The sequence below is a fragment of the Variovorax ureilyticus genome, assembly GCF_050632185.1.
Lineage (GTDB): Bacteria > Pseudomonadota > Gammaproteobacteria > Burkholderiales > Burkholderiaceae_C > Variovorax > Variovorax ureilyticus_A.
Genome location: NZ_CP192579.1, coordinates 347540 through 369480, shown reverse-complemented (window position 1 = coordinate 369480; position 21941 = coordinate 347540). Strand labels below are relative to the sequence as shown.

The 21941-nt window shown below is 67.5% G+C and carries 19 protein-coding genes; 13 read left to right on the top strand and 6 right to left on the bottom strand.

What is annotated here, in order from left to right:
- Window positions 1–16: 16 nt before the first annotated feature.
- Entirely contained in the window at window positions 17–1681 is a 1665-nt protein-coding gene (locus tag ACQ858_RS01755; protein ID WP_431275145.1) for an NAD(P)/FAD-dependent oxidoreductase, read from the top strand.
- Between the two features lie 100 nt (window positions 1682–1781).
- On the opposite strand, the gene htpX is transcribed toward ACQ858_RS01755, so the two are convergent.
- From htpX to ACQ858_RS01725, 6 genes are all read right to left on the bottom strand, one after another.
- Window positions 1782–2648, bottom strand: a complete 867-nt coding sequence (gene htpX, locus ACQ858_RS01750) for a protease HtpX (RefSeq protein WP_431275144.1) — start codon at window positions 2646–2648, stop codon at window positions 1782–1784.
- 79 nt (window positions 2649–2727) lie between these two features.
- Window positions 2728–3465 (bottom strand): DUF3025 domain-containing protein, encoded by a 738-nt coding sequence (locus ACQ858_RS01745; protein WP_431276763.1) that lies wholly within the window; start codon window positions 3463–3465, stop codon window positions 2728–2730.
- 44 nt (window positions 3466–3509) lie between these two features.
- The gene (locus tag ACQ858_RS01740; protein WP_431275143.1) at window positions 3510–4232 is read right to left on the bottom strand and encodes an NYN domain-containing protein; all 723 of its coding nucleotides are present in this window, start codon (window positions 4230–4232) and stop codon (window positions 3510–3512) included.
- Window positions 4229–5269, bottom strand: a complete 1041-nt coding sequence (gene pyrC / locus ACQ858_RS01735; RefSeq protein WP_431275142.1) for a dihydroorotase — start codon at window positions 5267–5269, stop codon at window positions 4229–4231. The genes ACQ858_RS01740 and pyrC overlap by 4 nt, the downstream gene beginning before the upstream one ends.
- A 47-nt stretch (window positions 5270–5316) precedes the next feature.
- Window positions 5317–5886, bottom strand: coding sequence for a hypothetical protein (locus ACQ858_RS01730; protein WP_431275141.1), 570 nt, complete (start codon window positions 5884–5886; stop codon window positions 5317–5319).
- Complete coding sequence (locus ACQ858_RS01725; RefSeq protein WP_431275140.1) at window positions 5883–6794, bottom strand: LysR family transcriptional regulator; 912 nt, start codon at window positions 6792–6794, stop codon at window positions 5883–5885. Before ACQ858_RS01725 ends, ACQ858_RS01730 begins: the two co-directional genes overlap by 4 nt.
- Before the next feature lie 204 nt (window positions 6795–6998).
- On the opposite strand from ACQ858_RS01725, the gene ACQ858_RS01720 reads away from it, so the two are divergent.
- From ACQ858_RS01720 to ACQ858_RS01665, 12 genes are all read left to right on the top strand, one after another.
- Window positions 6999–9068, top strand: coding sequence for a 3-hydroxyacyl-CoA dehydrogenase NAD-binding domain-containing protein (locus tag ACQ858_RS01720; protein WP_431275139.1), 2070 nt, complete (start codon window positions 6999–7001; stop codon window positions 9066–9068).
- A gap of 25 nt (window positions 9069–9093) precedes the next feature.
- On the top strand, window positions 9094–10284 hold the full coding sequence (locus ACQ858_RS01715; protein WP_431275138.1) for an acetyl-CoA C-acyltransferase: 1191 nt from the start codon (window positions 9094–9096) through the stop codon (window positions 10282–10284).
- A gap of 129 nt (window positions 10285–10413) precedes the next feature.
- Complete coding sequence (locus ACQ858_RS01710) at window positions 10414–11616, top strand: acyl-CoA dehydrogenase family protein (protein WP_431275137.1); 1203 nt, start codon at window positions 10414–10416, stop codon at window positions 11614–11616.
- A gap of 11 nt (window positions 11617–11627) precedes the next feature.
- The gene (locus ACQ858_RS01705) at window positions 11628–12758 is read left to right on the top strand and encodes an acyl-CoA dehydrogenase family protein (RefSeq protein WP_431275136.1); all 1131 of its coding nucleotides are present in this window, start codon (window positions 11628–11630) and stop codon (window positions 12756–12758) included.
- 10 nt (window positions 12759–12768) lie between these two features.
- A complete protein-coding gene (locus ACQ858_RS01700) occupies window positions 12769–14724 on the top strand; it encodes an acyl-CoA synthetase (RefSeq protein ID WP_431275135.1) in 1956 nt (651 codons plus the stop codon).
- A gap of 24 nt (window positions 14725–14748) precedes the next feature.
- On the top strand, window positions 14749–15498 hold the full coding sequence (locus ACQ858_RS01695; RefSeq protein ID WP_431275134.1) for an electron transfer flavoprotein subunit beta/FixA family protein: 750 nt from the start codon (window positions 14749–14751) through the stop codon (window positions 15496–15498).
- 11 nt (window positions 15499–15509) lie between these two features.
- A complete protein-coding gene (locus ACQ858_RS01690; protein ID WP_431275133.1) occupies window positions 15510–16442 on the top strand; it encodes an electron transfer flavoprotein subunit alpha/FixB family protein in 933 nt (310 codons plus the stop codon).
- Window positions 16443–16756: 314 nt separating this feature from the next.
- A complete protein-coding gene (locus ACQ858_RS01685; protein WP_431275132.1) occupies window positions 16757–17191 on the top strand; it encodes a TRAP transporter small permease in 435 nt (144 codons plus the stop codon).
- A complete protein-coding gene (locus ACQ858_RS01680; RefSeq protein ID WP_431275131.1) occupies window positions 17188–18486 on the top strand; it encodes a TRAP transporter large permease in 1299 nt (432 codons plus the stop codon). Before ACQ858_RS01685 ends, ACQ858_RS01680 begins: the two co-directional genes overlap by 4 nt.
- Window positions 18487–18764: 278 nt before the next feature.
- Window positions 18765–19799: a DctP family TRAP transporter solute-binding subunit gene (locus ACQ858_RS01675; RefSeq protein ID WP_431275130.1), complete on the top strand. Its 1035-nt coding sequence runs from the start codon at window positions 18765–18767 to the stop codon at window positions 19797–19799.
- Window positions 19800–19963: 164 nt separating this feature from the next.
- Window positions 19964–20425 carry a tripartite tricarboxylate transporter TctB family protein gene (locus ACQ858_RS01670; protein WP_431275129.1) on the top strand — a complete coding sequence of 154 codons (462 nt, stop codon included), beginning with the start codon at window positions 19964–19966 and terminating at the stop codon, window positions 20423–20425.
- Between the two features lie 3 nt (window positions 20426–20428).
- Window positions 20429–21934 carry a tripartite tricarboxylate transporter permease gene (locus ACQ858_RS01665; protein ID WP_431275128.1) on the top strand — a complete coding sequence of 502 codons (1506 nt, stop codon included), beginning with the start codon at window positions 20429–20431 and terminating at the stop codon, window positions 21932–21934.
- Window positions 21935–21941 lie beyond the last annotated feature (7 nt).

Sequence of the window (21941 nt, the reverse complement as noted above, 5' to 3'; positions counted from 1 at the left end):
AATACGAGCCCTCACGATGCTCCGACTGTCCGAACTCAAACTGCCGCTCGACCATGACCAAGCGGCCCTCCCCCACGCCGTCGACAGCCTGCTGGGCACACCGCCCGGCGCGGTGACCGCGATCAAGGTCTACAAACGCAGCTTCGACGCGCGCAAGGCGCAGTTGCTGCAGGTCTACATCGTCGATGTGACCCTCGCGGACCCGGCACTCGAAGCGCAACTGCTCGCCCGGTTCGCCGAGAACCCCCGCGTTGCGCCGACGCCCGATATGACCTGGCGCGCGCCGGCGCGGGCTCCCGCCGAGCTCGCGTTGCGCCCCGTGGTGGTCGGCTTCGGCCCCTGCGGCATCTTCGCCGCGCTCGCGCTCGCGCAGATGGGTTTCAAGCCGATCGTGCTGGAGCGCGGCAAGACGGTGCGCGAGCGCACCAAGGACACCTGGGGCCTCTGGCGCAAGGGCGTGCTGAATCCCGAGTCAAACGTGCAGTTCGGCGAAGGCGGCGCCGGCACCTTTTCCGACGGCAAGCTCTACAGCCAGATCAAGGACCCGCGCTTCCTCGGCCGCAAGGTGATGGAAGAGTTCGTCAAGGCCGGCGCCCCGGAAGAGATCCTGTACGTCGCTCATCCGCACATCGGCACCTTCAAACTGGTGAAAGTGGTCGAGGGCATCCGCGAAGAGATCATCGCGCTCGGCGGCGAGATCCGTTTCCAGCAGCGCGTGACCGACGTGCTGATCGAGGACGGCCCGGACGGCCGGCACCTGCGCGGCCTGACCGTGCTCGACCAGCGCACCGGCCAGACGAGCGAACTGCGCGCCGACCACGTCGTGATGGCGCTCGGCCACAGCTCGCGCGACACCTTCGCGATGCTGCACGAGCGCGGCGTGCAGATCGAGGCCAAGCCCTTCTCGATCGGCTTCCGCGTCGAGCATCCGCAGAGCCTGATCGATCGCGCCCGCTGGGGCCGGCACGCCGGGCATCCGCTGCTGGGCGCCGCGGACTACAAGCTGGTGCACCACGCGAGCAACGGGCGCTCGGTGTACAGCTTCTGCATGTGTCCGGGCGGCACCGTCGTCGCGGCAACCAGCGAGCCGGGCCGCGTCGTGACCAACGGCATGAGCCAGTACTCGCGCAACGAGCGCAACGCCAACGCGGGCATCGTGGTGGGCATCGAGCCCAGCGACTACCCGGGCTGGGAAGAAGGCCGGACCGGCTCGCCGCTCGCGGGCATCGCGCTTCAGCGGTCGCTGGAATCCAACGCCTACGTGCTCGGCGGCAGCGACTACCGCGCGCCGGGGCAGCTGGTGGGCGACTTCATCGCGGGCAAGCCGTCGACCGCGCTCGGCAGCGTCGAGCCGTCGTACAAGCCCGGCGTGACGCTCGGCGACCTGCATGCGGCGCTGCCCGCGTACGCGATCGAGGCCATGCGCGAAGTCTTCCCGGCGTTCGGCCGCAAGATCAAGGACTTCGACCTGCACGACGCGGTGCTGACCGGCGTCGAGACGCGCACCTCGTCACCGATCCGAATCGGGCGCGGCGAGGACCTGCAGAGCCTCAATGTGCGCGGCCTCTATCCGGCCGGGGAAGGCGCGGGCTACGCGGGCGGGATTCTGTCGGCAGGCGTGGATGGCCTGAAGGTGGCCGAAGCGGTGGCGCGCAGCACGGTCGGAACCTCGAAAGCGTGAAGCCAGAAACACCGCGGAACCGGCTCCGCCGGGCCGCTGGTGTTGCCCCCGGCAGGGGGTTGGCGCAGCGACACGAAGTGCGCGCAGCCTGGGGGCGAGCTTATTGCTGCAGAGCAGCGATGCGCTGCTCGATCGGCGGGTGCGTCGCGAACAGGCTGCCCAGCTTGCCCGTGATGCCCATCGCTTCGACCGACTTCGGCAGCTCGCCCGGCGGCAGACCGCCCAGGCGGGCCAGTGCGTTCACCATCGGCTGCCTCCGTCCCATGAGCTGAGCGGAGCCGGCGTCGGCGCGGAATTCCCGCTGGCGCGAGAACCAGGCCACCACGATGGCGGCGGCGAAGCCGAGCACGATGTCCAGCACGAGCGTGGTCACCATGTAGCCGATGCCGGGGCCGGAGGAACGCTCGTCGCCGCGGCGCAGGAAGCTGTCGACCGCATAGCCGATCACGCGCGAGAGGAACACGACGAAGGTGTTCATCACGCCCTGGATCAGCGTCATCGTGACCATGTCGCCGTTGGCGACGTGCGCGATTTCGTGGCCGATCACGGCCTCGACCTCTTCGCGCGTCATGTTCTGCAGCAGGCCGGTCGAGACCGCGACCAGGGCCGAGTTCTTGAACGCGCCCGTGGCGAAGGCATTGGGCTCGCCTTCGAAGATGCCGACCTCGGGCATGCCGATGCCGGCCTTGTCGGCAAACTTCTTGACCGTCTGGACGATCCAGGCTTCATCGGGCGACTGCGGGTCGTTGATGATGTGAACGCCCGCCGACCACTTGGCCATCGGCTTGCTGATCAGGAGCGAGATGATCGCGCCGCCGAAACCCATCACCAGCGCGAAGCCGAGCAGCGCGCCCAGGTCGAGCCCGTTGGCGGTGAGGAAGCGGTTGACACCGAGCAGGCTCGCGACGATGCCCAGCACCGCCACGACCAGGACGTTGGTCAGCACAAACAGAAGGATGCGTTTCAAGTTGGTTTCTCCGTGAGGCAAACGTGGCGCAGATGGGGGCCGGACCGGCCCGCTTCAAGCTGCGCCGACGTGACAGGGACTAGGGAGTTGGACTTCGTTCTGCGCCCCTGCGTGGACGAAAGACTTCCGAATCATCATAGAAGGAAAAGTTCTCGTTTCGAACGCACCATCCGGGCACGCCGAGCACCGGCAGCGGCGCGAATGGCTTGGTTGCCAGATGCGCAGGATGGAGCGAGGCGGCAATGGTCGCATCGTCCAGCGGGATCGACGGCATTTCCCCCGGGGCGATGAGGACATGGGCGGTTGCGGCCTTGCGCGGCGTGGTCAGCTTCTCGAGCAGGGCATGGCCGAACACCAGCAGTCGCGCCTCGCGCCACAGCGATCGATGCGTGACGAAAAGGCCCTGCCAGTCGCGGGCGCGAAATGCATCCCAGAGCGGCCCCGGCGCTTCGAGCACCGCACCGTTCTCGTCGAAGAGCGTGAGCGCATCGCGCAGCGGCCCGCGCGAGGCGCCGATGCCGTCGCGCGCGATCTCGGCGGCCTGAAGTTCATTCAGGCGCCGCTTCGTCTCGGGGAAGTGATGCCAGACGAGCCCGTTGAAGAAGTCGTGCAGGTTGTCGCGTGTGGGAACACAGGCGGTTCGATGGATGAAGGCTTCGTAGGCTTCGCCGGGCGGTGCACTGTCCCCGGGCACGAATCGCAGCGGGCCGGACACCAGCGCGATGGATCGCGATTCGGCCGCGAGCGCCTCGCCGACGCTCGCGCCCCTTGCGGCCCTTGCCGCGACGCGCGATGCGCACGCGGCGTAAGGCGCCATCCATGGCGTCGCGGCGTCCAGGCTCCAGACGTCGCCGGCGGTGCTCACGAGGGCATGGGGCCGACGTACTGCACCTTGTTGGGCGTCTTCTCAGGTGTCAGCAGGAACAGCTCGGGGTGCTTCTTGAACAGCTTGGGCGAGCTCGCGCTCTTGCCGAGGAGCTTGGCGGCGCGCAGGCGCTCGGCGGCCAGATTGAGCTCGACCTTGTTTCCCGTGGCCAGTTCGGCCACCGCGTCGAGGATGCGGCGCACCTCGTCGTGCAGTTCCGGCACGCTCGGCGCCGGCGGCGCCGCCGCCTTGGTGCGCCGCGTGGCGCGCTTGGCCGGTGCGGCCTTCGGCGGCTGGTGATGCAGGAGATCGACGAAACTGTCGTAGACCGCCACGGTGTCTTCGCCTGTCTTGCCCTGCTGGCCGATGCCGCACACGCGGCAGCCCTTCTCGCGCAGCCGGATCACGAGCGGCGCGAAGTCCGAATCCGACGACACCAGCACGACCACGTCGGGCCGCTCGGCGATCACGAGGTCGATGGCGTCGACCGCCATCGCGATGTCGGTGCTGTTCTTTCCGGCGGAGAGGTTCACCATCGGCCGCACCGACAGCCGCTTGAAGAGCGCCTGCTGCTTGAGCGCCGTCTCCGCATTGCAGTACGCCCGTCGCACATGGATGTTGCCGTATTCGGTCATCGTGCGCTGCACGGCCTGCTCGATCACGTCGGCGGAGACGTTGTCGGCATCGATCAGCAGGGTGACGCGCGGCGAAGCGTTCACGCCATCCTCCAGCCGATGGTTTCGCCGCCGCGCAGCGGCTTCAGCGTGGCGTCGCCGTAGGGCACCGTCTCGGGCACGGTCCAGCTCTCGCGGCGCAGGGTCACGGTGCCCTTGTTGCGCGGCAGGCCGTAGAAGTCGGCGCCGTGGAAGCTCGCGAAGCCTTCGAGCTTGTCGAGCGCGCCGGCCTTGTCGAAGGCCTCGGCATAGAGCTCCAGCGCGGTGAGGGCCGTGTAGCAGCCCGCGCAGCCGAGCGCATGCTCCTTGAGGTGCGCCGGATGCGGCGCGCTGTCGGTGCCGAGGAAGAAGCGGTCGCTGCCGCTGGTGGCCGCCTCGACCAGCGCCACGCGATGCGTCTCGCGCTTGAGCACCGGCAGGCAGTAGTAGTGCGGCCGGATGCCGCCGGTGAAGATCGCGTTGCGGTTGTAGAGCAGATGGTGTGCGGTGATGGTCGCGGCCGTGAAGCGGCTCGCGTCGCGCACGTAGTGGGCGCCTTCCTTCGTCGTGAGGTGCTCGAACACGATCTTGAGCTCGGGGAAGTCCTGGCGCAGCGGAATCATCACGCGGTCGATGAACACCGCTTCGCGGTCGAACAGGTCGACCGCCGGATCGGTCACCTCGCCGTGCACCAGCAGCAGCAAGCCGTGCTTCTGCATGGCTTCGAGCGTCGCGTAGGTCTTGCGGATGTCGGTCACGCCCGCATCGCTGTTGGTCGTCGCGCCAGCCGGATAGAGCTTGAGCGCGCGCACGCCCGCATCCGCGGCACGCTGGATTTCATCGGGCGGGAGGTTGTCGGTGAGGTACAGCGACATCACCGGCTCGAAATCCGTGCCGGCGGGCACCGCGGCGCGGATGCGTTCGCGGTACGCCACGGCCTGCAGGGCGGTGGTCACCGGCGGACGCAGGTTCGGCATGATCAGCGCGCGGCCGAACTGGCGGGCGGAATGCGGTACCACGGCTTCGAGCGCGGCGCCATCGCGCACATGCAGGTGCCAGTCGTCGGGACGGGTGATGGTGAGGGTGTCGGCGGGGCTGTTCATGGTGTGGATTGTCCCATCGGGCCGCCCCGGCGCCCGGAAACAAATGCTCAGTCGTTCGACGCGAACACGCGGCTCAGCACCGAGCGACGCCGGGGCGCGGGAGAAGCCGCGATCTGCGCCGCCTTGACCTGCGCGTAGGCGGCGCGCTCCGCATGCAGCACGGCTTCGAGCGCTTCGAGGCTGGGGCGGTCGTACGCCCACATGCCGCTGACCGCGAAGTGCGCCTCCTTCCCGCGAAGCGGCTTCGGCGCGACCCGGACATTCCGCACGCCGATGCTCTGCAGCAGGTCCGCGCGCGCCTGCGCCGGGTAGGCCTGCCGGCCCTCGAAGCCGTCGATGTCGCGGCCCAGCGTGATCTCGATGGCGCTGATCGCCTCGTAGGTGGTCGCCACGAAATGGACCACTTCCGCGATGACGAGCTTCGCGATGCGCTTCGCGAGGAAGTCGGCCTGGTGGGTCGCCTCGAAATCACCCAGCAGGATCTCGTCGCCTGTCGACGCAAGAACGACCGTTCGTACGATTCCCACGCTCGCGTCGCCATCCAGCACCTCGATCGGCGTGCCCAGCATGTAGCCGTCCGATCCAGGACTCCTCATCGTCAGGTTTTCGAAGCTCATGCCTGCGATGCTACTGGAGAGAGGCCTCGGGCCCGGGCCAGGATGAAATCGATGAAGGTGCGCGTGGCGCGCGTGTGCTGCCGGTTCGGCATGTAGAGCATGTACATCTGCGTGCCGAAGATGCTGAGCCGCCAGTCGTCGAGCGTGGTCAGCACATCGCCGCGCCGCACGTCGTCGTTCATCAGGTAGTCGGGCACGAGCCCGATGCCGAGCCCCGCGAGGATGGCCTGCCGCAGGAAGAGGAAGTTCTCAGAGATCAGCGTGGGCTCGAGCACCACCTCGCGCCGCTCCTCGCCCTGGTAGGCCGCCACGCGCAGCTGCCGCCCGATGACCGCCGCGGTGACCACCGGCGCGGACTGCAGCTGGTCGAGCTGCGTCGGCAGGCCGTGCTGCGTGGCGTACGCGCGCGACGCGCAGGCCACGTAGCGCACCGGGCCGAGGTCGCGCGCGACGAGGTTCTGCGGCGGCTCGGGAATCACGCGGATCGCGATGTCGACTTCGTCGCGCAGCAGGTCCTCGATGCGGTTCTCGAACAGCACGTCGAGCACGATGCCCGGGTACTGGCGCTTGAAGTCGATCAGCCATTCGGACATCACGATCTGCCCATAGCCGCTCGGCACGCTCAGGCGTACGCGGCCGAGCAGGCTCTGGCCGAGCGTGGTGACCGACTCGCGCGCCGCCGCGAGTTCGCTCTGGATGGCAAGCCCATGCTGATACAGCCGCAACCCGATCTCGGTGGGTTCCGCGCGGCGCGTGGTGCGGCGCACGAGCTGCGCGCCGACCGAACGCTCGAGCTGGTTCAGGTGGTAGCTCACGTTCGCGCGGGTCATCTTGAGCCGGCGCGCAGCCTCGCTGAGGTTGCCGGCGTCCAGGATTTCGACGAGGAGAGTGAGCGATTGCAGATCCATGCAAGCCCGATTTTGTCAAAAATTCTTTGACAGTCTGTCAATCGCCAATGCAATTGTCAAAGGCGGTCGCGGGGCCAAGAATCCGAAGTTCACCCTCAAGGAACCCTCACGGTTCGTGCCTTCGGAGACACACAGCATGGCTTCCCCGCCCCTTCCACGCCCTCCTCCACGCCTTCTCCCGTCACCTTCCGCCGCGATGGCGACGTGTTCGTCATCACCATCGACAACCCGCCGGTCAACGCGCTCGGGGTCGACGTCCGGCGCGGCCTCGTCGCCGCGATCGAAGCCGCCGAGGCCGATGGCAACGCCGCCGCGGTGGTGATCGTGGGCGCGGGCCGCAACTTCATCGCCGGCGCCGACATCCGCGAATTCGGCAAGACGCCGCAGCCGCCGTCGCTGCCCGAGGTCTGCAAGTGCATCGAGGACTGCAACAAGCCGGTGGTGGCCGCGATCCACGGCGCGGCGCTGGGCGGCGGACTGGAGATCGCCCTCTCCGCCCACTATCGCCTCGCGGCGCCTTCGGCCAAGCTGGGCCTGCCTGAAGTGGCGCTCGGCCTGATCCCCGGCTCCGGCGGCACGCAGCGCACGCCGCGCCTGATCGGCGTCAAGCCCGCCATCGAGCTGATGCTGAGCGGCCGACATGCGGGCGCGAAGGAAGCCCTGTCGCTCGGCTTGGTCGACCGGCTCGGCGAGGGCGCCGACGCGCTGGCCGAAGGCATGGCCTATGCGAAGGAACTGATCGCTTCCAAGGCCCCGGTGCGCCGCACCCGCGACGCGCAGGCGCTGGCCGATGCCGCCGCCAGCCGCGCCGCGCTCGATGCCGCGCGCGCCGACACCGCGAAGAAGAGCCGCGGCCTGTTCTCGCCGATGAAGATCGTCGAGGCGGTCGAGGCCGCGCTGACGCTGCCCTTCGACGAAGGCATGGCGCTCGAACGCAAGCTCTTCCTGCAATGCATCGAGAGCCCGCAGCGCGCGGGCCTGATCCACGCCTTCTTCGCCGAGCGCGAAGTGCTGAAGGCGCCCGAGACCAAGGCCGCGAAGCCGCGCCCGCTCGAATCGGCCGGCATCGTCGGCGGCGGCACCATGGGCGCGGGCATCGCGGTGTCGATGCTCGACGCGGGCATCCCGGTCACCATGATCGAGCGCGACGACACGCAGCTCGCACGCGGCCGCGCCAATGTCGAGAAGGTCTACGACGGCCTGATCCAGAAGGGCCGCATGACGCCCGAGGCCAAGGCCGCCGTGATGGCGCGCTTCACCGGCTCCACGTCGTACGACGCATTGGCGAAGGTCGACATCGTGGTCGAGGCTGTGTTCGAGGAGATGGGCGTCAAGAAGGCGGTCTTCGCCGAACTCGACCGCGTCTGCAAGCCCGGCGCGGTGCTCGCCACCAACACCTCGTACCTCGACATCGACGAGATCGCGGCCAGCATCTCGCGTCCGCAGGACGTGGTGGGCCTGCACTTCTTCTCGCCGGCCAACATCATGAAGCTGCTGGAGATCGTGGTGCCCGCCAAGGTCAGCGCCGATGTGGTGGCCACCGGCTTCGAGCTCGCGAAGAAGCTCAGGAAGGTGCCGGTGCGCGCCGGTGTGTGCGACGGCTTCATCGGCAACCGCATCCTCGCGGTCTACCGCCGGGCCGCCGACCACATGATGGAAGACGGCGCCTCGCCCTACCAGATCGACCAGGCGGTGCGCGACTTCGGCTACCCGATGGGGCCCTTCCAGGTGTCCGACCTCGCGGGCGGCGACATCGGCTGGGCCACGCGCAAGCGCAAGGCCGCGACGCGCGATCCGAAGGCGCGCTATGTGCAGGTGGCCGACCGCATCTGCGAACGCGGCTGGTTCGGCCAGAAGACGCAGCGCGGCTACTACCTCTACCCCGAAGGCGCGCGCACCGGCCAGCCCGACCCCGAAGTGCTCGCGATCATCGATGCCGAGCGCCAGCGCGCCGGCGTCACGCCGCGCCCCTTCACCGACGAGGAAATCATCCGCCGCTACATGGCCGCGATGATCAACGAAGGCGCGAACGTGGTGCACCAGCGCATCGCGCTGCGTCCGCTCGACGTGGACGTGACCTTCCTCTACGGCTACGGCTTCCCACGCCACCGCGGCGGCCCGATGAAGTACGCCGACACGGTGGGCCTCGCCAAGGTGCTGGCCGACATCCGCGAATTCGAGAAGCAGGACCCGGTGTTCTGGAAGCCCTCGCCGCTCCTCGTCGAGCTGGTGGCGCGCGGCGCCGACTTCGCGAGCCTCAACCAATCCGAGTGATTCCAGCATCCCAGGAGAAATTCCCATGCGCGAAGCCGTCATCGTTTCGACCGCCCGTACGCCGCTGACCAAGTCGCATCGCGGCGAATTCAACATCACGCCCGGCGCCACGCTGGCCGCCTTCGCGGTGAAGGCCGCGGTGGAGCGCGCGGGCATCGACCCGGCGCTGATCGAGGATGCGATCCTCGGCTGCGGCTACCCCGAAGGCACCACCGGCCGCAACATCGCGCGCCAGGCCATCATCCGCGCGGGCCTGCCGATCTCGATCGCCGGCACCACGGTGAACCGCTTCTGCGCCTCGGGCCTGCAGGCGATCGCGATGGCGGCGGGCCGCATCGTGGTCGAAGGCGCACCGGCCATGATCGCGGGTGGCGTCGAGAGCATCTCGCAGATCCGCACCCGCAGCGCCACCGACAGCGGCGACAGCGGCATGGACCCGTGGATCGTGGAGCACAAGCCCGCGCTCTACATGGCGATGATCGAGACCGCCGACATCGTCGCCCAGCGCTACGGCATCGGCCGCGAGGCGCAGGACCGCTTCTCCGCCGAGAGCCAGCGCAAGACCGAGGAAGCACAGATCGCCGGGCGCTACAAGGACGAGATCGTTTCGTGCACCACCACGATGGCCGTGACCGACAAGGAGACCAAGGAAGTCACCTACCGCGAAGTCACCGCCACCGAAGACAACTGCAACCGCCGCGGCACCACCTACGAGGCGCTCGCCAAGCTGAAGCCGGTGATGGGCGAGGACAAGTTCATCACCGCCGGCAACGCCTCGCAGTTGTCCGACGGCGCATCGGCCTGCGTGCTGATGGAGGCCAAGGAAGCCGAACGCGCCAACCTGAAGCCGCTCGGCGCCTTCCGCGGTCTCGCGGTCGCCGGCTGCGAGCCCGACGAAATGGGCATCGGCCCGGTGTTCGCGGTGCCGAAGCTGCTCGCGCGCCACGGCCTGAAGGTCGACGACATCGACCTGTGGGAACTCAACGAGGCCTTCGCCTCGCAGTCGATCTACTGCCAGGAGAAGCTGGGCATTCCGTCGGAACGCCTCAACGTCGACGGCGGCGCGATCTCGATCGGCCATCCCTTCGGCATGACCGGCGCGCGCCTGGCGGACCACGTGCTGATCGAAGGCAAGCGCCGCGGCGCGAAATACGCGGTCGTCACGATGTGCATCGCCGGCGGCATGGGTGCCGCAGGACTTTTCGAAATCTACTGACCCACCCCCAGGCTGCGCGCACTTCGTGTCGCTACGCCAACCCCTTGCAGGGGGCAACACCAGCGGCCCGGCAGAGCCGGTTCCGCGGTGTTTCACGAACATTCGTAGAACCAACTGAAAGGGGCTCCTATGGACCTCAATTTCACGCCTGCGGAAGAGGCCTTCCGCGACGAGGTGCGCGCCTTCCTGGCCGCGAAGCTGCCGAAGCGCCTGTCCGACAAGGTCGCGACCGGCAAGCACCTGACCAAGGCCGACATGCAGGAATGGCACGCCATCCTCAACGAACGCGGCTGGCTCGCCAACCATTGGCCAAGGCAGTACGGCGGACCGGGCTGGAGCGCTGTCGAGAAGTTCATCTTCGAGAACGAATGCGCCCTCGCCCACGCGCCGCGCATCGTGCCCTTCGGCGTGAACATGCTCGGCCCGGTGCTCATCAAGTATGGCAACGAGGCGCAGAAGCAGCATTGGCTGCCGCGCATCCTCGACGGCAGCGACTGGTGGTGCCAGGGCTATTCGGAGCCGGGCGCGGGTTCCGATCTCGCATCGGTCAAGACGTCCGCGGTGCGTGGTCGTGATGCAAACGGCGACCACTACATCGTCAACGGCCAGAAGACCTGGACCACGCTGGGCCAGCATGCGGACATGATCTTTTGCCTTGTGCGTACCAACAAGGAAGCCAAGAAGCAGGAGGGCATCAGCTTCCTGCTGGTCGACATGAAGTCGCCCGGCGTCGAAGTGCGGCCGATCATCACGCTCGACGGCGAGCATGAAGTCAACGAGGTGTTCTTCTCCGATGTGCGGGTGCCGGCCGAGAACCTCGTCGGCGAGGAAGACAAGGGCTGGACCTGCGCCAAGTACCTGCTGACCTACGAGCGCACGAACATCGCGGGCGTGGGCTTCTCCGTCGCCGCGATGGAGCAGCTCAAGGTGATCGCCTCGAAGCAGAAGAAGAACGGCCGCCCGCTGGCCGAAGACCCGGCGTTCGCGGCGCGCATGGCGAAGGTCGAGATCGACCTCGAGAACATGAAGACCACCAACCTGCGCGTGATCGCGGCGGTGGCAGGCGGCGGCGTGCCGGGTGCGGAAAGCTCGATGCTCAAGATCCGCGGCACCGAGATCCGGCAGGAGATCTCGTCGCTCACACGGCGCGCGATGGGTGCAGAGGCGCGGCCCTTCGTCGCCGAGGCGCTCACGGAAGGCTTCACCGGCGAGGCTTTCAGCCCCGCACCGGCTGCCGCAGCGCGCTACTTCAACAACCGCAAGCTGTCGATCTTCGGCGGCTCCAACGAAATCCAGAAAAACATCATCTCCAAGATGATCCTGGGCCTCTGACAGGAACGGTCATGAACTTCGAACACACCGAAGACCGGCGCATGCTCGCCGACAGCCTGAACCGCTTCATCGCGGAGCAGTACGGCTTCGAGGCGCGCAATCGCATCGCGCAATCGAAGGAAGGTTTCAGCCAGGCGATCTGGCAGCAGTTCGCGGAACTGGGCGTGATCGGCGCACTGTTCAGCGAGGCCGATGGCGGCTTCGGCGGCGCGGGCTTCGACGTCGCCGTGGTCTTCGAGGAACTGGGGCGCGGGCTCGTGGTCGAGCCGCTTCTGGGTGCCGTGATGGCCGGCGAGGCGATCGCTGTTGCAGGCAACGATGCGCAGAAGGCGAAGCTGGCCGACATCATCGGCGGCACCACGGTCGCCGCGTTCGCCCACGACGAACCGGAATCGCACTATGAGCTGTCGCGCGTGCAGACGCGCGCCGAACGCAGTGGCGACGGCTGGGTGCTCGACGGCGTCAAGGCCGTGGTGCAGCAGGGCGAACAGGCGAGCTTGTTCGTGGTCTCGGCGCGCACTTCCGGCAGCACGGACGACGAAGCCGGCATCTCGCTCTTCCTCGTGCCCGCGAACACGCCGGGCCTCAAGGTGCGCGGCTGCCCCGCGATCGACGGCGGCCGCGTGGCGGAACTGACGTTCGACAACACGAAGATCGGCGGCGATGCATTGCTCGGCGCCGAAGGCCAGGGCTTCGACGCACTCGAACGCGCCATCGGACGGGGCGTGCTCGCACTCTGCGCGGAAGCGCTCGGCGCGATGGAATCGGCCAAGGTCGCCACGCTGGAGTACCTGCGCACGCGCAAGCAGTTCGGCGTGTTCATCGGCAGCTTCCAGGCGCTGCAGCATCGCATGGCCGACCTGCTGCTGGAAATCGAGCAGGCGCGCTCGGCCGTGATCAACGCGGCGGCAGCGATGGATGCGGACCGCGTCACGCGCGAGCGCGCGCTGTCGGCGGCGAAGTTCAGCATCGGCCGCATCGGCACGCTGGTCGCGCAGGAGAGCATCCAGATGCACGGCGGCATCGGAATGACCTGGGAGCTGCCGCTCGCGCACTTCGCCAAGCGGCTCGTGATGATCGACCACCAGTTGGGCGACGAAGACCATCACCTGCAGCGCTACATCGCGCTCAGTCGTGCCTGAGGGTTTGGTCATGAGCACGACGCCCCCGCCCATCGCCGCGCCCTTCACTGCATCGTTTCCGATCCGCAGCGAGGCCGACATCCGCAGGCTGGAGGAAACGCCGCTTGCCGAAGCGCTCACGGTGCGCAGCACCTACGAGATCTTCCGCAACTCAGCCGCGGCCTTCGGCGACAAGACCGCGCTGACCTTCCTGCGCACTGGCAATCCGGACGACGCGCCGATCCGCTGGTCGTATGCGCAGTTGATGAGCGGCATCCACCAGGCCGCGAACCTGCTGCACCGCCTCGGCGTCGGGCCCGACGACGCGGTCGCGATCCTGCTGCCGGGCTGTCTCGAATACCACCTCGCGCTCTGGGGCGGTGCCGCGGCCGGCATTGCGCAACCGCTCAATCCGCTGCTGACCGACGAGAAGCTGGTCTCGCTGATGAAGGCCGGCCGCGCGAAGGTGCTGATCGCCTATGGCAGCGATGCCGAGTCCGGCATGTGGTCGAAGGCGATGCGCCTGCGCGATCAGGTGCCCTCGCTCACGACGGTGCTGCGCGTCGCGCCGCATGACGAAGCGCCGGGCAGCGCCGGCCCCTTGCCCGATGGCGTGCTGGACTTTCTCGCGGAACGTGCGAAGGAACCGGGCGACCACCTGGTGAGCGGGCGCGATATCCAATCGAGCGACATCGCCGCGTACTTCCACACCGGCGGCACCACCGGCGCGCCCAAGCTCGCGCGACACAGCCACGGCGCGCAAGTCTTCACCGCATGGGCCAGCATCAAGCTCACCGGCCAGAGCGCGAAGGACACCTCAATCAACGGCTACCCGCTGTTCCATGTCGCGGGCGTGCTGCCGGCCTCGCTGGCACTGCTCTCGGCGGGCGTGGAGATGATCATTCCGACGCCATCGCTGCTGCGCAACAAGGAGGTGGTGGCCAACTACTGGCGGCTGGTCGAGAAGTACCGGGCGACTTCGCTCTCGGCAGTGCCCACAGTGCTCGCGGCGCTGGCCAACGTGCCGCTGGCCGGCGCGGACATCTCGTCGATCCACTACTGCCGCACCGGCGCGGCGGTGCTGCCGCCCGAGCTCGCGGCGCGATTCGAGCGGCTCTTCGGCCTGCATGTGCACGAGAGCCTCGGCATGACCGAGATGGCGGGCATCTCCACGATCACGCCACCGGGCGTGATCGGGCCGGCCGGCTGCGTCGGCTTTCGCCTGCCTTACGCGCAAATGCGCATCGTCGCGCTCGACCCGAACGGCAACGCGAGCGATCGCGACCTTCCGGCCGGTGAGCAGGGCATGGTGCTTTTCAAATCGCCCAATGTGTTCTCGGGCTTCGTCGATCCGGCCGACACCGCGAAGGCGTTCACCGCCGACGGCTGGCTCGCGACCGGCGACCTGGGGTGGCTGGACGCCGAAGGGCGGCTCAATCTCTCGGGCCGCTCCAAGGACCTGATCATCCGCAGCGGCCACAACATCGACCCCAAGGTCATCGAGGATGCGCTCGGTGCGCATCCGGCAGTGCAGCTGTGCGCCGCGGTGGGTGCGCCCGATGCCTATGCGGGCGAACTGCCGGTGATCTTCGCGACACTGGTGCCCGGCGCATCGGCGACCGAGGCGGAACTGCTCGCCTTCACCGGCGAGCGGGTCGACGAGGCGCCCGCGAGGCCGAAGTCGGTGATCGTGATCGAGCACATGCCGATGACCAACGTCGGCAAGATCTACAAGCCCCAGCTGCGCGCGATGGCCGCACACAAGGTGGCGGAGTCGATCATCGACGAAGCCTGCGCGGCGTCGGGTCTTGGCGAAGCGGCACGGCCGCGCGTCGAGGCGGATGGCGAGAGCGCACTCAAGGTGATCGTCGATGCGGCGGCCGTGGGCCATCAGGCCAGTGCAGTTGCACGCGCAACTGCAGCAGGCGCTCGGGCGCCTGCCGTTCAAGACGCGGGTGGTCCTCGCGTGATCCTGCGCAACCCATGAATTTCAAATCGAAGGAGTAAGACCGTGAAGATCCTGGTCCCCGTCAAGCGGGTCGTCGACTACAACGTGAAGGTGCGCGTCAAGTCCGACGGCACCGGTGTGGACATTGCCAACGTCAAGATGAGCATGAACCCGTTCGACGAGATTGCCGTCGAAGAGGCGGTTCGGCTGAAGGAAAAGGGCGTGGCGACCGAAATCATCGCCGTCTCCTGCGGCGATGCGAAGTGCCAGGAGACGCTGCGCACGGCGATGGCGATCGGCGCGGATCGCGGCATCCTCGTGGAGACCGCCGAAGAACTCCAGCCGCTGGCCATCGCCAAGCTGCTCAAGGCGCTGGTCGACAAGGAACAGCCCCAGCTCGTCATCCTCGGCAAGCAGGCCATCGACGACGACAACAACCAGACCGGCCAGATGCTCGCTGCCCTGGCCGACCTGCCCCAGGCCACCTTTGCCAGCAAGGTCGAAGTCGCCGGCGACAAGGTCAGCGTCACCCGTGAGGTCGATGGCGGCCTGGAAACCCTGTCCCTCACGCTCCCGGCGGTCATCACCAGCGACCTGCGCCTGAACGAGCCGCGCTACGTGACCTTGCCCAACATCATGAAGGCCAAGAAGAAGCAGCTCGACACGGTCAAGCCCGAGGACCTCGGCGTGGACGTCAAGCCGCGCCTGAAGACCCTGAAGGTCGCGGAGCCCCCGAAGCGCGGCGCCGGCATCAAGGTGCCCGACGTGGCCACGCTGGTGGACAAGCTGAAGAACGAAGCCAAGGTGATCTGAGGAAGACTGTCATGACCGTACTTGTTATTGCCGAACACGACCACGCCACCCTCAAGCCGGCGACCCTGAACACCGTGACTGCAGGGATTGCCTGTGGTGGTGATGTCCACGTGCTGGTGGCCGGTGCCAATGCTGCCGAAGCCGGCAAGGCCGCTTCGCAGGTCGCAGGCGTTGCCAAGGTGATCGTGGCCGACAGCCCGAGCCCGGCGGAGAACCTCGCCGAGAACGTTGCCGCCCAGGTCCTCGCCATTGCCAAGAACTACAGCCACATCCTGTTCCCGGCGACTGCCAACGGCAAGAACGTCGCGCCGCGCGTGGCCGCCAAGCTGGATGTGGCCCAGATCAGCGACATCACCAAGGTGGACAGCGCCGACACCTTCGAGCGGCCGATCTACGCGGGTAACGCCATTGCCACCGTGCAGAGCAGCGATGCGATCAAGGTGATCACGGTGCGCACGACGGGCTTCGATGCCGCAGCCGCCACGGGCGGAAGCGCCGCAGTGGAAAGCGCCGAAGGCGTCGCCGACAGCGGCAAGAGCGCGTTCGTGGGCCGCGAAGTGACCAAGAGCGACCGCCCCGAACTGACGGCCGCCAAGATCATCGTCTCGGGCGGCCGGGCGCTGGGCAGCTCGGAGAAGTTCAATGAAGTGATGACGCCGCTGGCGGACAAGCTCGGCGCCGCGCTCGGCGCCAGCCGCGCCGCGGTGGACGCAGGCTACGCCCCGAACGACTGGCAGGTGGGCCAGACGGGCAAGATCGTCGCCCCGCAGCTGTACATCGCCGCGGGCATTTCCGGCGCGATCCAGCACCTGGCCGGGATGAAGGACTCCAAGGTGATCGTGGCGATCAACAAGGACGAAGAGGCGCCGATCTTCTCGGTGGCCGACTACGGCCTCGTGGCCGACCTCTTCACGGCTGTGCCGGAACTCGTCAAGGCGCTCTGACCGCGCCGCGAAAGGGCGCACCATGAGGACCGGCTGACCGGCCTCGGGGGCGGGCATCGGGGTCGGCTAAGGAAATCCCCTATCGGGGAAAGGGCATCGATCATTACGATCGATCACCACTTCCCTGTCGAGGTGTACGGATCGCGTCCCGGCGACCGCCCGGCGACATGGCGCATGCCTCACTTGCCCGATGACCACCCCCAACGAGTCCGGCCCCGTGCTGGACGCCGCCAGCCCCTCCCCCTGAAATCGAAGCCGCCGACGAACCGACGCGCGTCCCGCTCGCCATCGAGGACTGGGCGACCGTCGTCATCATGGGCATGCTGGCGTGCATCACCTTCGCCAACGTCGTGGTGCGCTACTTCACCGACTCCTCCTTCGCGTGGACGGAAGAGTTCTCGGTGTTCCTCATGATCCTGCTCGCGCTGGTGGCCGGCTCGGCCGCGGTGGCGCGCGACCGCCACATCCGCATCGAGTACTTCGCCGAAGGCGGCTCGATGGCCCGCCGCAGGCGCCTCGCGCAGTTCGGCGCGGCGATGGTGGCGCTGCTCTTCTTCCTGATCGCTGCGCTGAGCGTGCGCGTGGTGTGGGACGACTACCGCTTCGAAGAAACTTCCCCGGGCATCGGCGTGCCGCAGTGGTGGTATTCGATCTGGCTGCCGATCGTGTCCCTGGCGATCGCCTTGCGTGCCGTGGGCCTGCTCATCCGCCGCGGTCGCAAGACGAACGACGGGGGCCGTCCGCGATGATTCCGACGCTTCTCTTCGTCGCCTTCATCGTGATGATGCTGGTCGGCGTGCCGATCGGCGCGGCGCTCGGCCTCGCGGGTGCGGCCTGCATCGCGCTGGCGAATGGCGACGCGCAATGGCTCGGCCTGCTCGCGGTGCCGCAGAACTTCTATGCGGGCCTCGGCAAGTACCCGCTGCTCGCGATCCCGATGTTCGTGCTGGTCGGCTCGATCTTCGACCGCTCGGGCGTGGCGTTGCGGCTCGTGAATTTCGCGATCGCGATCGTGGGGCGCGGCCCCGGCATGCTGCCGCTGGTGGCGATCGTGGTCGCGATGTTCCTCGGCGGCATCTCGGGCTCGGGCCCGGCCAATGCGGCAGCGGTCGGCGCGGTGATGATCGCGGCGATGTCGCGCGCCGGCTACCCCGATGCGTATTCGGCCAGCGTGGTCGGCGCAGCGGCGGCGACGGACATCCTGATTCCGCCTTCGGTGGCCTTCATCGTGTATTCGGTGCTGGTGCCGGGCGCATCGGTGCCGGCGCTGTTCGCCGCCGGCATGATTCCGGGCATCCTGGCGGGCATCGCGCTGATCGTCCCGGCGGTCTGGCTCGCGCGCAAGCACAAGATGGGCGCGCTCGAATCGAGCCTGCCGCGCCCGCCGTTCTGGAAGAGCTTCCGTGACGCCACCTGGGGCCTCGCGGCGCCGGTGCTGATCCTCGGCGGCATGCGCGCCGGGCTCTTCACGCCGACCGAGGCGGCAGTCGTCGCGGTGTTCTACGGCCTCTTCGTCGGCATGGCGATCCACCGCACGATCAAGGTCCGCGACCTGTTCGCGATCCTGCGCGAATCGGGCGAGCTGTCCGCGGTGATCCTGCTGGTGGTGTCGCTCGCAGGCATCTTCGCGTATTCGCTGTCGACGCTGGGCGTGATCGACCCGGTCACGCGCGCGATCGTCAACTCGGGGCTCGGCGAATACGGCGTGCTGTCGCTGCTGATCCTGCTGCTCATCACGGTCGGCATGTTCCTCGATGGGGTGTCGATCTTCCTGATCTTCGTGCCGCTCCTGTGGCCGATCGTGCAGCACTACAAGTGGGACCCGGTGTGGTTCGGCGTGATCCTCACGCTCAAGGTCGCGCTCGGCCAGTTCACGCCGCCGCTGGCCGTCAACCTGATGGTGTCGTGCCGCATCGCCAACGTTCGCATGGAAGAAACCGTGCGATGGGTCGGATGGATGCTGTTCGCGATGTTCCTCGTGATGGTGGCCGTGATCATCTGGCCGGGGCTGGCGTTGTGGTTGCCCCATGCGCTGGGGTATTGAATTGACGAGCACGTCCTTCGCACCATCTCTTAGCCCGGTTTGCGGTGCGGGGCTGCGGGCGCCTCTACGTCGCCGAGGAGCGCAGTCTTTCGCGGACCAGGGCTCGCGCTTGTCTGAGCGAAGCGAGTTTGCGCGAGACCCCGCGAAAGGCGAGCACCGCAGGGCAGCCGCGAAGCGGCCGGCGTAGTGAAGCCCGCTGCGCCGCACCGCAAACCGGGCGGCCCGACCAACGAGCACACACCAAGCGAACCAAGTTACCCCCAAGGAGACCCAAACCCATGAAGTTCCGTCGTTCCCTCATCGGCCTGCTGGCCGTCGCCGCTGCCCTCGGCAGCTTCTCCGCCAGCGCCACCGCGCAGAACTACAAGGCCGAATACAAGATGTCCCTCGTGCTCGGCCCTCCGACCCCATGGGGTGAAGCCGGCCGCGTCTGGGCCGACCTCGTCAAGGAGCGCACCCAGGGCCGCATCAACATCAAGCTCTACCCCGGGGTTTCGCTGATCCAGGGCGACCAGACCCGCGAATTCAGCGCACTGCGCCAGGGCGTCATCGACATGGCCGTCGGCTCCACCATCAACTGGTCGCCGCAGGTCAAGCAGCTGAACCTGTTCTCGATGCCCTTCCTGATGCCCGACTACGCGGCCGTCGACACGCTCACGCAGGGCGCGGTCGGCAAGGACATGTTCGCGACGCTCGAGAAGGCCGGCGTCGTGCCGCTCGCATGGGGCGAAAACGGCTTCCGCGAAATCACCAACTCGAAGAGGCCGATCAAGTCGCCCGATGACCTGAAGGGCATGAAGATCCGCGTCGTCGGCTCGCCGATCTTCTCCGACACCTTCAGCGCCCTCGGCGCCAACCCGACGCAGATGAGCTGGGCCGATGCGCAACCCGCACTCGCCAGCGGCGCGGTCGACGGCCAGGAGAACCCGCTCTTCCTCTTCACCGTGCTCAAGATGCACACCGTCGGCCAGAAGTTCGTGACCACCTGGGGCTACGTCTGCGACCCGCTCGTGTTCGTCGTCAACAAGGAAGTCTGGGCCTCGTGGACGCCCGCCGACCAGGCCATCGTCCGCCAGGCCGCCATCGACGCCGGCAAGCAGAACATCGCGCTCTCCCGCAAGGGCCTCGTCGAGGCCGACAAGCCCGTGCTCAAGGACATCGCCGCCATGGGCGTGACCGTGACCAACCTGACCCCGGCCGAGCGCGATGCCTTCGTCAAGGCCACCCGCCCGGTCTACAACAAGTGGAAGGCGACGGTCGGCAACGACCTCGTGACCAAGGCCGAGCAGGCCATTGCGGCGCGGGCGAAGTAGCGCACAACGCACCCAGAAAAAGCCCCGCGATGCGGGGCTTTTTCTCTTTGACTTGACATCCATGCCCTACGTAATGCCCCCGATGACCGCGCTTCGAGCCCCTTCCTAGAATGAATTTGGCACGCCGGGCCGCTTGGGTCCGACGCCAAAAGGGAGACGAAACAATGAGAATCAAGATCGATCAGCGCGAGCTGATATCGGCAGGATTGATGCTTGCCATCGGGCTGGCCACCATGGCCGGCGGCTCCAACTACCACGTGGGCACCGCGGCCCGCATGGGGCCGGGGTTCTATCCCATGTTGCTGGGCGGCTTGCTGTGCCTGGTAAGCCTGCTGATGGTGCTTTCGCCGGCGCCCGCGCAGGACACGGCGCCGGAGGAAGCCCGGGCCGCACCCGAGTACCGCGCATGGGCTTGCGTGACGGGTGGCGTGATCGCCTTCATCGTGCTTGGCAAGCACGCCGGGCTGGTACCCGCCACCTTCGGCCTGGTCTTTATCTCGGCCCTGGGCGATCGGCACAACACATGGGTCACGGCCACGTTGCTGGGTCTGGGCATGAGCGCTTTGGCGGTGCTCGTGTTCTCCGTCCTGCTGAAGATCCAGTTCCCTCTCTTCATCGGGGGCTGATCGATGGAAGCATTGAACAACCTGTGGCAGGGCTTCGGGGTTGCCCTGCGGCCCAGCAACCTGATGTGGTCATTCATCGGCGTCTTCATGGGCAACCTGATCGGCGTGCTGCCCGGCATCGGCCCGCTGGCCGCCATTTCGCTGCTGCTGCCGGTGACCTACTCGCTCGACCCGACCGCCGCCCTGATGATGCTGGCCGGCATCTACTACGGCGCCCAGTACGGCGGGGCCACCACCTCGATCCTGCTGAACCTGCCCGGCGTCGCCTCGCATGCCGTGACCTGCCTCGACGGTCACCCCATGGCCGGGCAGGGCCGCGGCGGCGCGGCGCTGTTCATGGCCATGTTCGCCTCCTTCATCGGCGCCAGCATCGGCATCGCGCTGATGACCTTCTTCTCGCCGCTCCTGGTCGACGTGGCCTTCAAGTTCGGCCCCGCCGAATACTTCGCCATGATGCTGCTCGGGCTGCTCGCGGCCTCGACCCTGGCCAAGGGCTCGCCGCTCAAGGGCGTCGCGATGGTGCTCGTCGGATTGATACTGGGCGTCGTGGGAACCGACGTGAACTCGGGCGTGGCGCGCTTCGCGCTCGACATCCCGGAACTGACCGACGGCCCGGCGCTGGTCGCGCTCGCCATGGGGCTGTTCGGCGTCGCCGACACCCTGGCCAACGTCAACCGGATCGGCACCGGCTCGGTCGAGACCAAGGTCACGATGCGCTCGCTGCGTCTGGCCAAGGGCGAGATGAAACGCTCCTGGATGCCGATCCTGCGCGGCACGGCGATCGGCTCCTTCTTCGGCATCCTGCCCGGCACCGGTTCCACGATCGCCTCGTTCATCTCCTATGCCTCCGAAAAGAAGGTCTCCAGGCATCCTGAGCAGTTCGGCCACGGCGCCATCGAAGGCATCGCGGGCCCTGAAGCCTCCAACAACGCGGCAGCCCAGACGGCCTTCATTCCCACCATGAGCCTGGGCATCCCGGGCGATGCCGTGATGGCCTTGATGCTGGGCGCCCTGATGATCCACAACATCCAGCCCGGCCCTCAGTTGATCGGCGAACACCCGCTGATCTTCTGGGGCCTGATCGCCAGCTTCTGGGTCGGCAACCTGCTGCTCCTGGTCCTGAACATTCCGCTGATCGGGATGTGGGTCAGGCTGCTGACGGAGCCCTACCGGATCATCTATCCCTGCGTGCTGTTCTTCATCTGCATCGGGGTCTACAGCGGCAACAACAACCTGTTCGACGTCGGCGTCGTCCTCGCGATCGGCGTCGGCGGCTATTTCACAACGCGGCTCGGCTTCGAGCCGGCGCCTGTGCTGCTGGGCTTCGTGCTCGGCCCGATGGTGGAGGAAAACTTCCGCCGCGCCCTGCTGCTCTCCAGAGGCGACCCGGGCATCTTCGTGACCCGCCCGATCAGCGCCACCTTCATGCTGGCGTGCTGCCTGATGCTCGCGGGCGTGGCCTATTCGCGCCTGCGCAAGGGCCGCTCGGCCCACCGCGCGGCAGGCTGAGGCGGGT

Excerpts from the sequence above, each read along its gene's own strand:
- ACQ858_RS01730 (WP_431275141.1), bottom strand. The coding sequence starts at position 5,886 with ATGAGCTTCGAAAACCTGACGATGAGGAGTCCTGGATCGGACGGCTAC.
- ACQ858_RS01715 (WP_431275138.1), top strand. The coding sequence starts at position 9,094 with ATGCGCGAAGCCGTCATCGTTTCGACCGCCCGTACGCCGCTGACCAAG.
- ACQ858_RS01675 (WP_431275130.1), top strand. The coding sequence starts at position 18,765 with ATGAAGTTCCGTCGTTCCCTCATCGGCCTGCTGGCCGTCGCCGCTGCC.
- ACQ858_RS01670 (WP_431275129.1), top strand. The coding sequence starts at position 19,964 with ATGAGAATCAAGATCGATCAGCGCGAGCTGATATCGGCAGGATTGATG.
- ACQ858_RS01700 (WP_431275135.1), top strand. The coding sequence starts at position 12,769 with ATGAGCACGACGCCCCCGCCCATCGCCGCGCCCTTCACTGCATCGTTT.
- ACQ858_RS01710 (WP_431275137.1), top strand. The coding sequence starts at position 10,414 with ATGGACCTCAATTTCACGCCTGCGGAAGAGGCCTTCCGCGACGAGGTG.
- ACQ858_RS01665 (WP_431275128.1), top strand. The coding sequence starts at position 20,429 with ATGGAAGCATTGAACAACCTGTGGCAGGGCTTCGGGGTTGCCCTGCGG.
- ACQ858_RS01755 (WP_431275145.1), top strand. The coding sequence starts at position 17 with ATGCTCCGACTGTCCGAACTCAAACTGCCGCTCGACCATGACCAAGCG.
- ACQ858_RS01680 (WP_431275131.1), top strand. The coding sequence starts at position 17,188 with ATGATTCCGACGCTTCTCTTCGTCGCCTTCATCGTGATGATGCTGGTC.
- ACQ858_RS01745 (WP_431276763.1), bottom strand. The coding sequence starts at position 3,465 with ATGGCGCCTTACGCCGCGTGCGCATCGCGCGTCGCGGCAAGGGCCGCA.
- ACQ858_RS01725 (WP_431275140.1), bottom strand. The coding sequence starts at position 6,794 with ATGGATCTGCAATCGCTCACTCTCCTCGTCGAAATCCTGGACGCCGGC.
- ACQ858_RS01690 (WP_431275133.1), top strand. The coding sequence starts at position 15,510 with ATGACCGTACTTGTTATTGCCGAACACGACCACGCCACCCTCAAGCCG.
- pyrC (WP_431275142.1), bottom strand. The coding sequence starts at position 5,269 with ATGAACAGCCCCGCCGACACCCTCACCATCACCCGTCCCGACGACTGG.
- ACQ858_RS01685 (WP_431275132.1), top strand. The coding sequence starts at position 16,757 with ATGGGCATGCTGGCGTGCATCACCTTCGCCAACGTCGTGGTGCGCTAC.
- ACQ858_RS01705 (WP_431275136.1), top strand. The coding sequence starts at position 11,628 with ATGAACTTCGAACACACCGAAGACCGGCGCATGCTCGCCGACAGCCTG.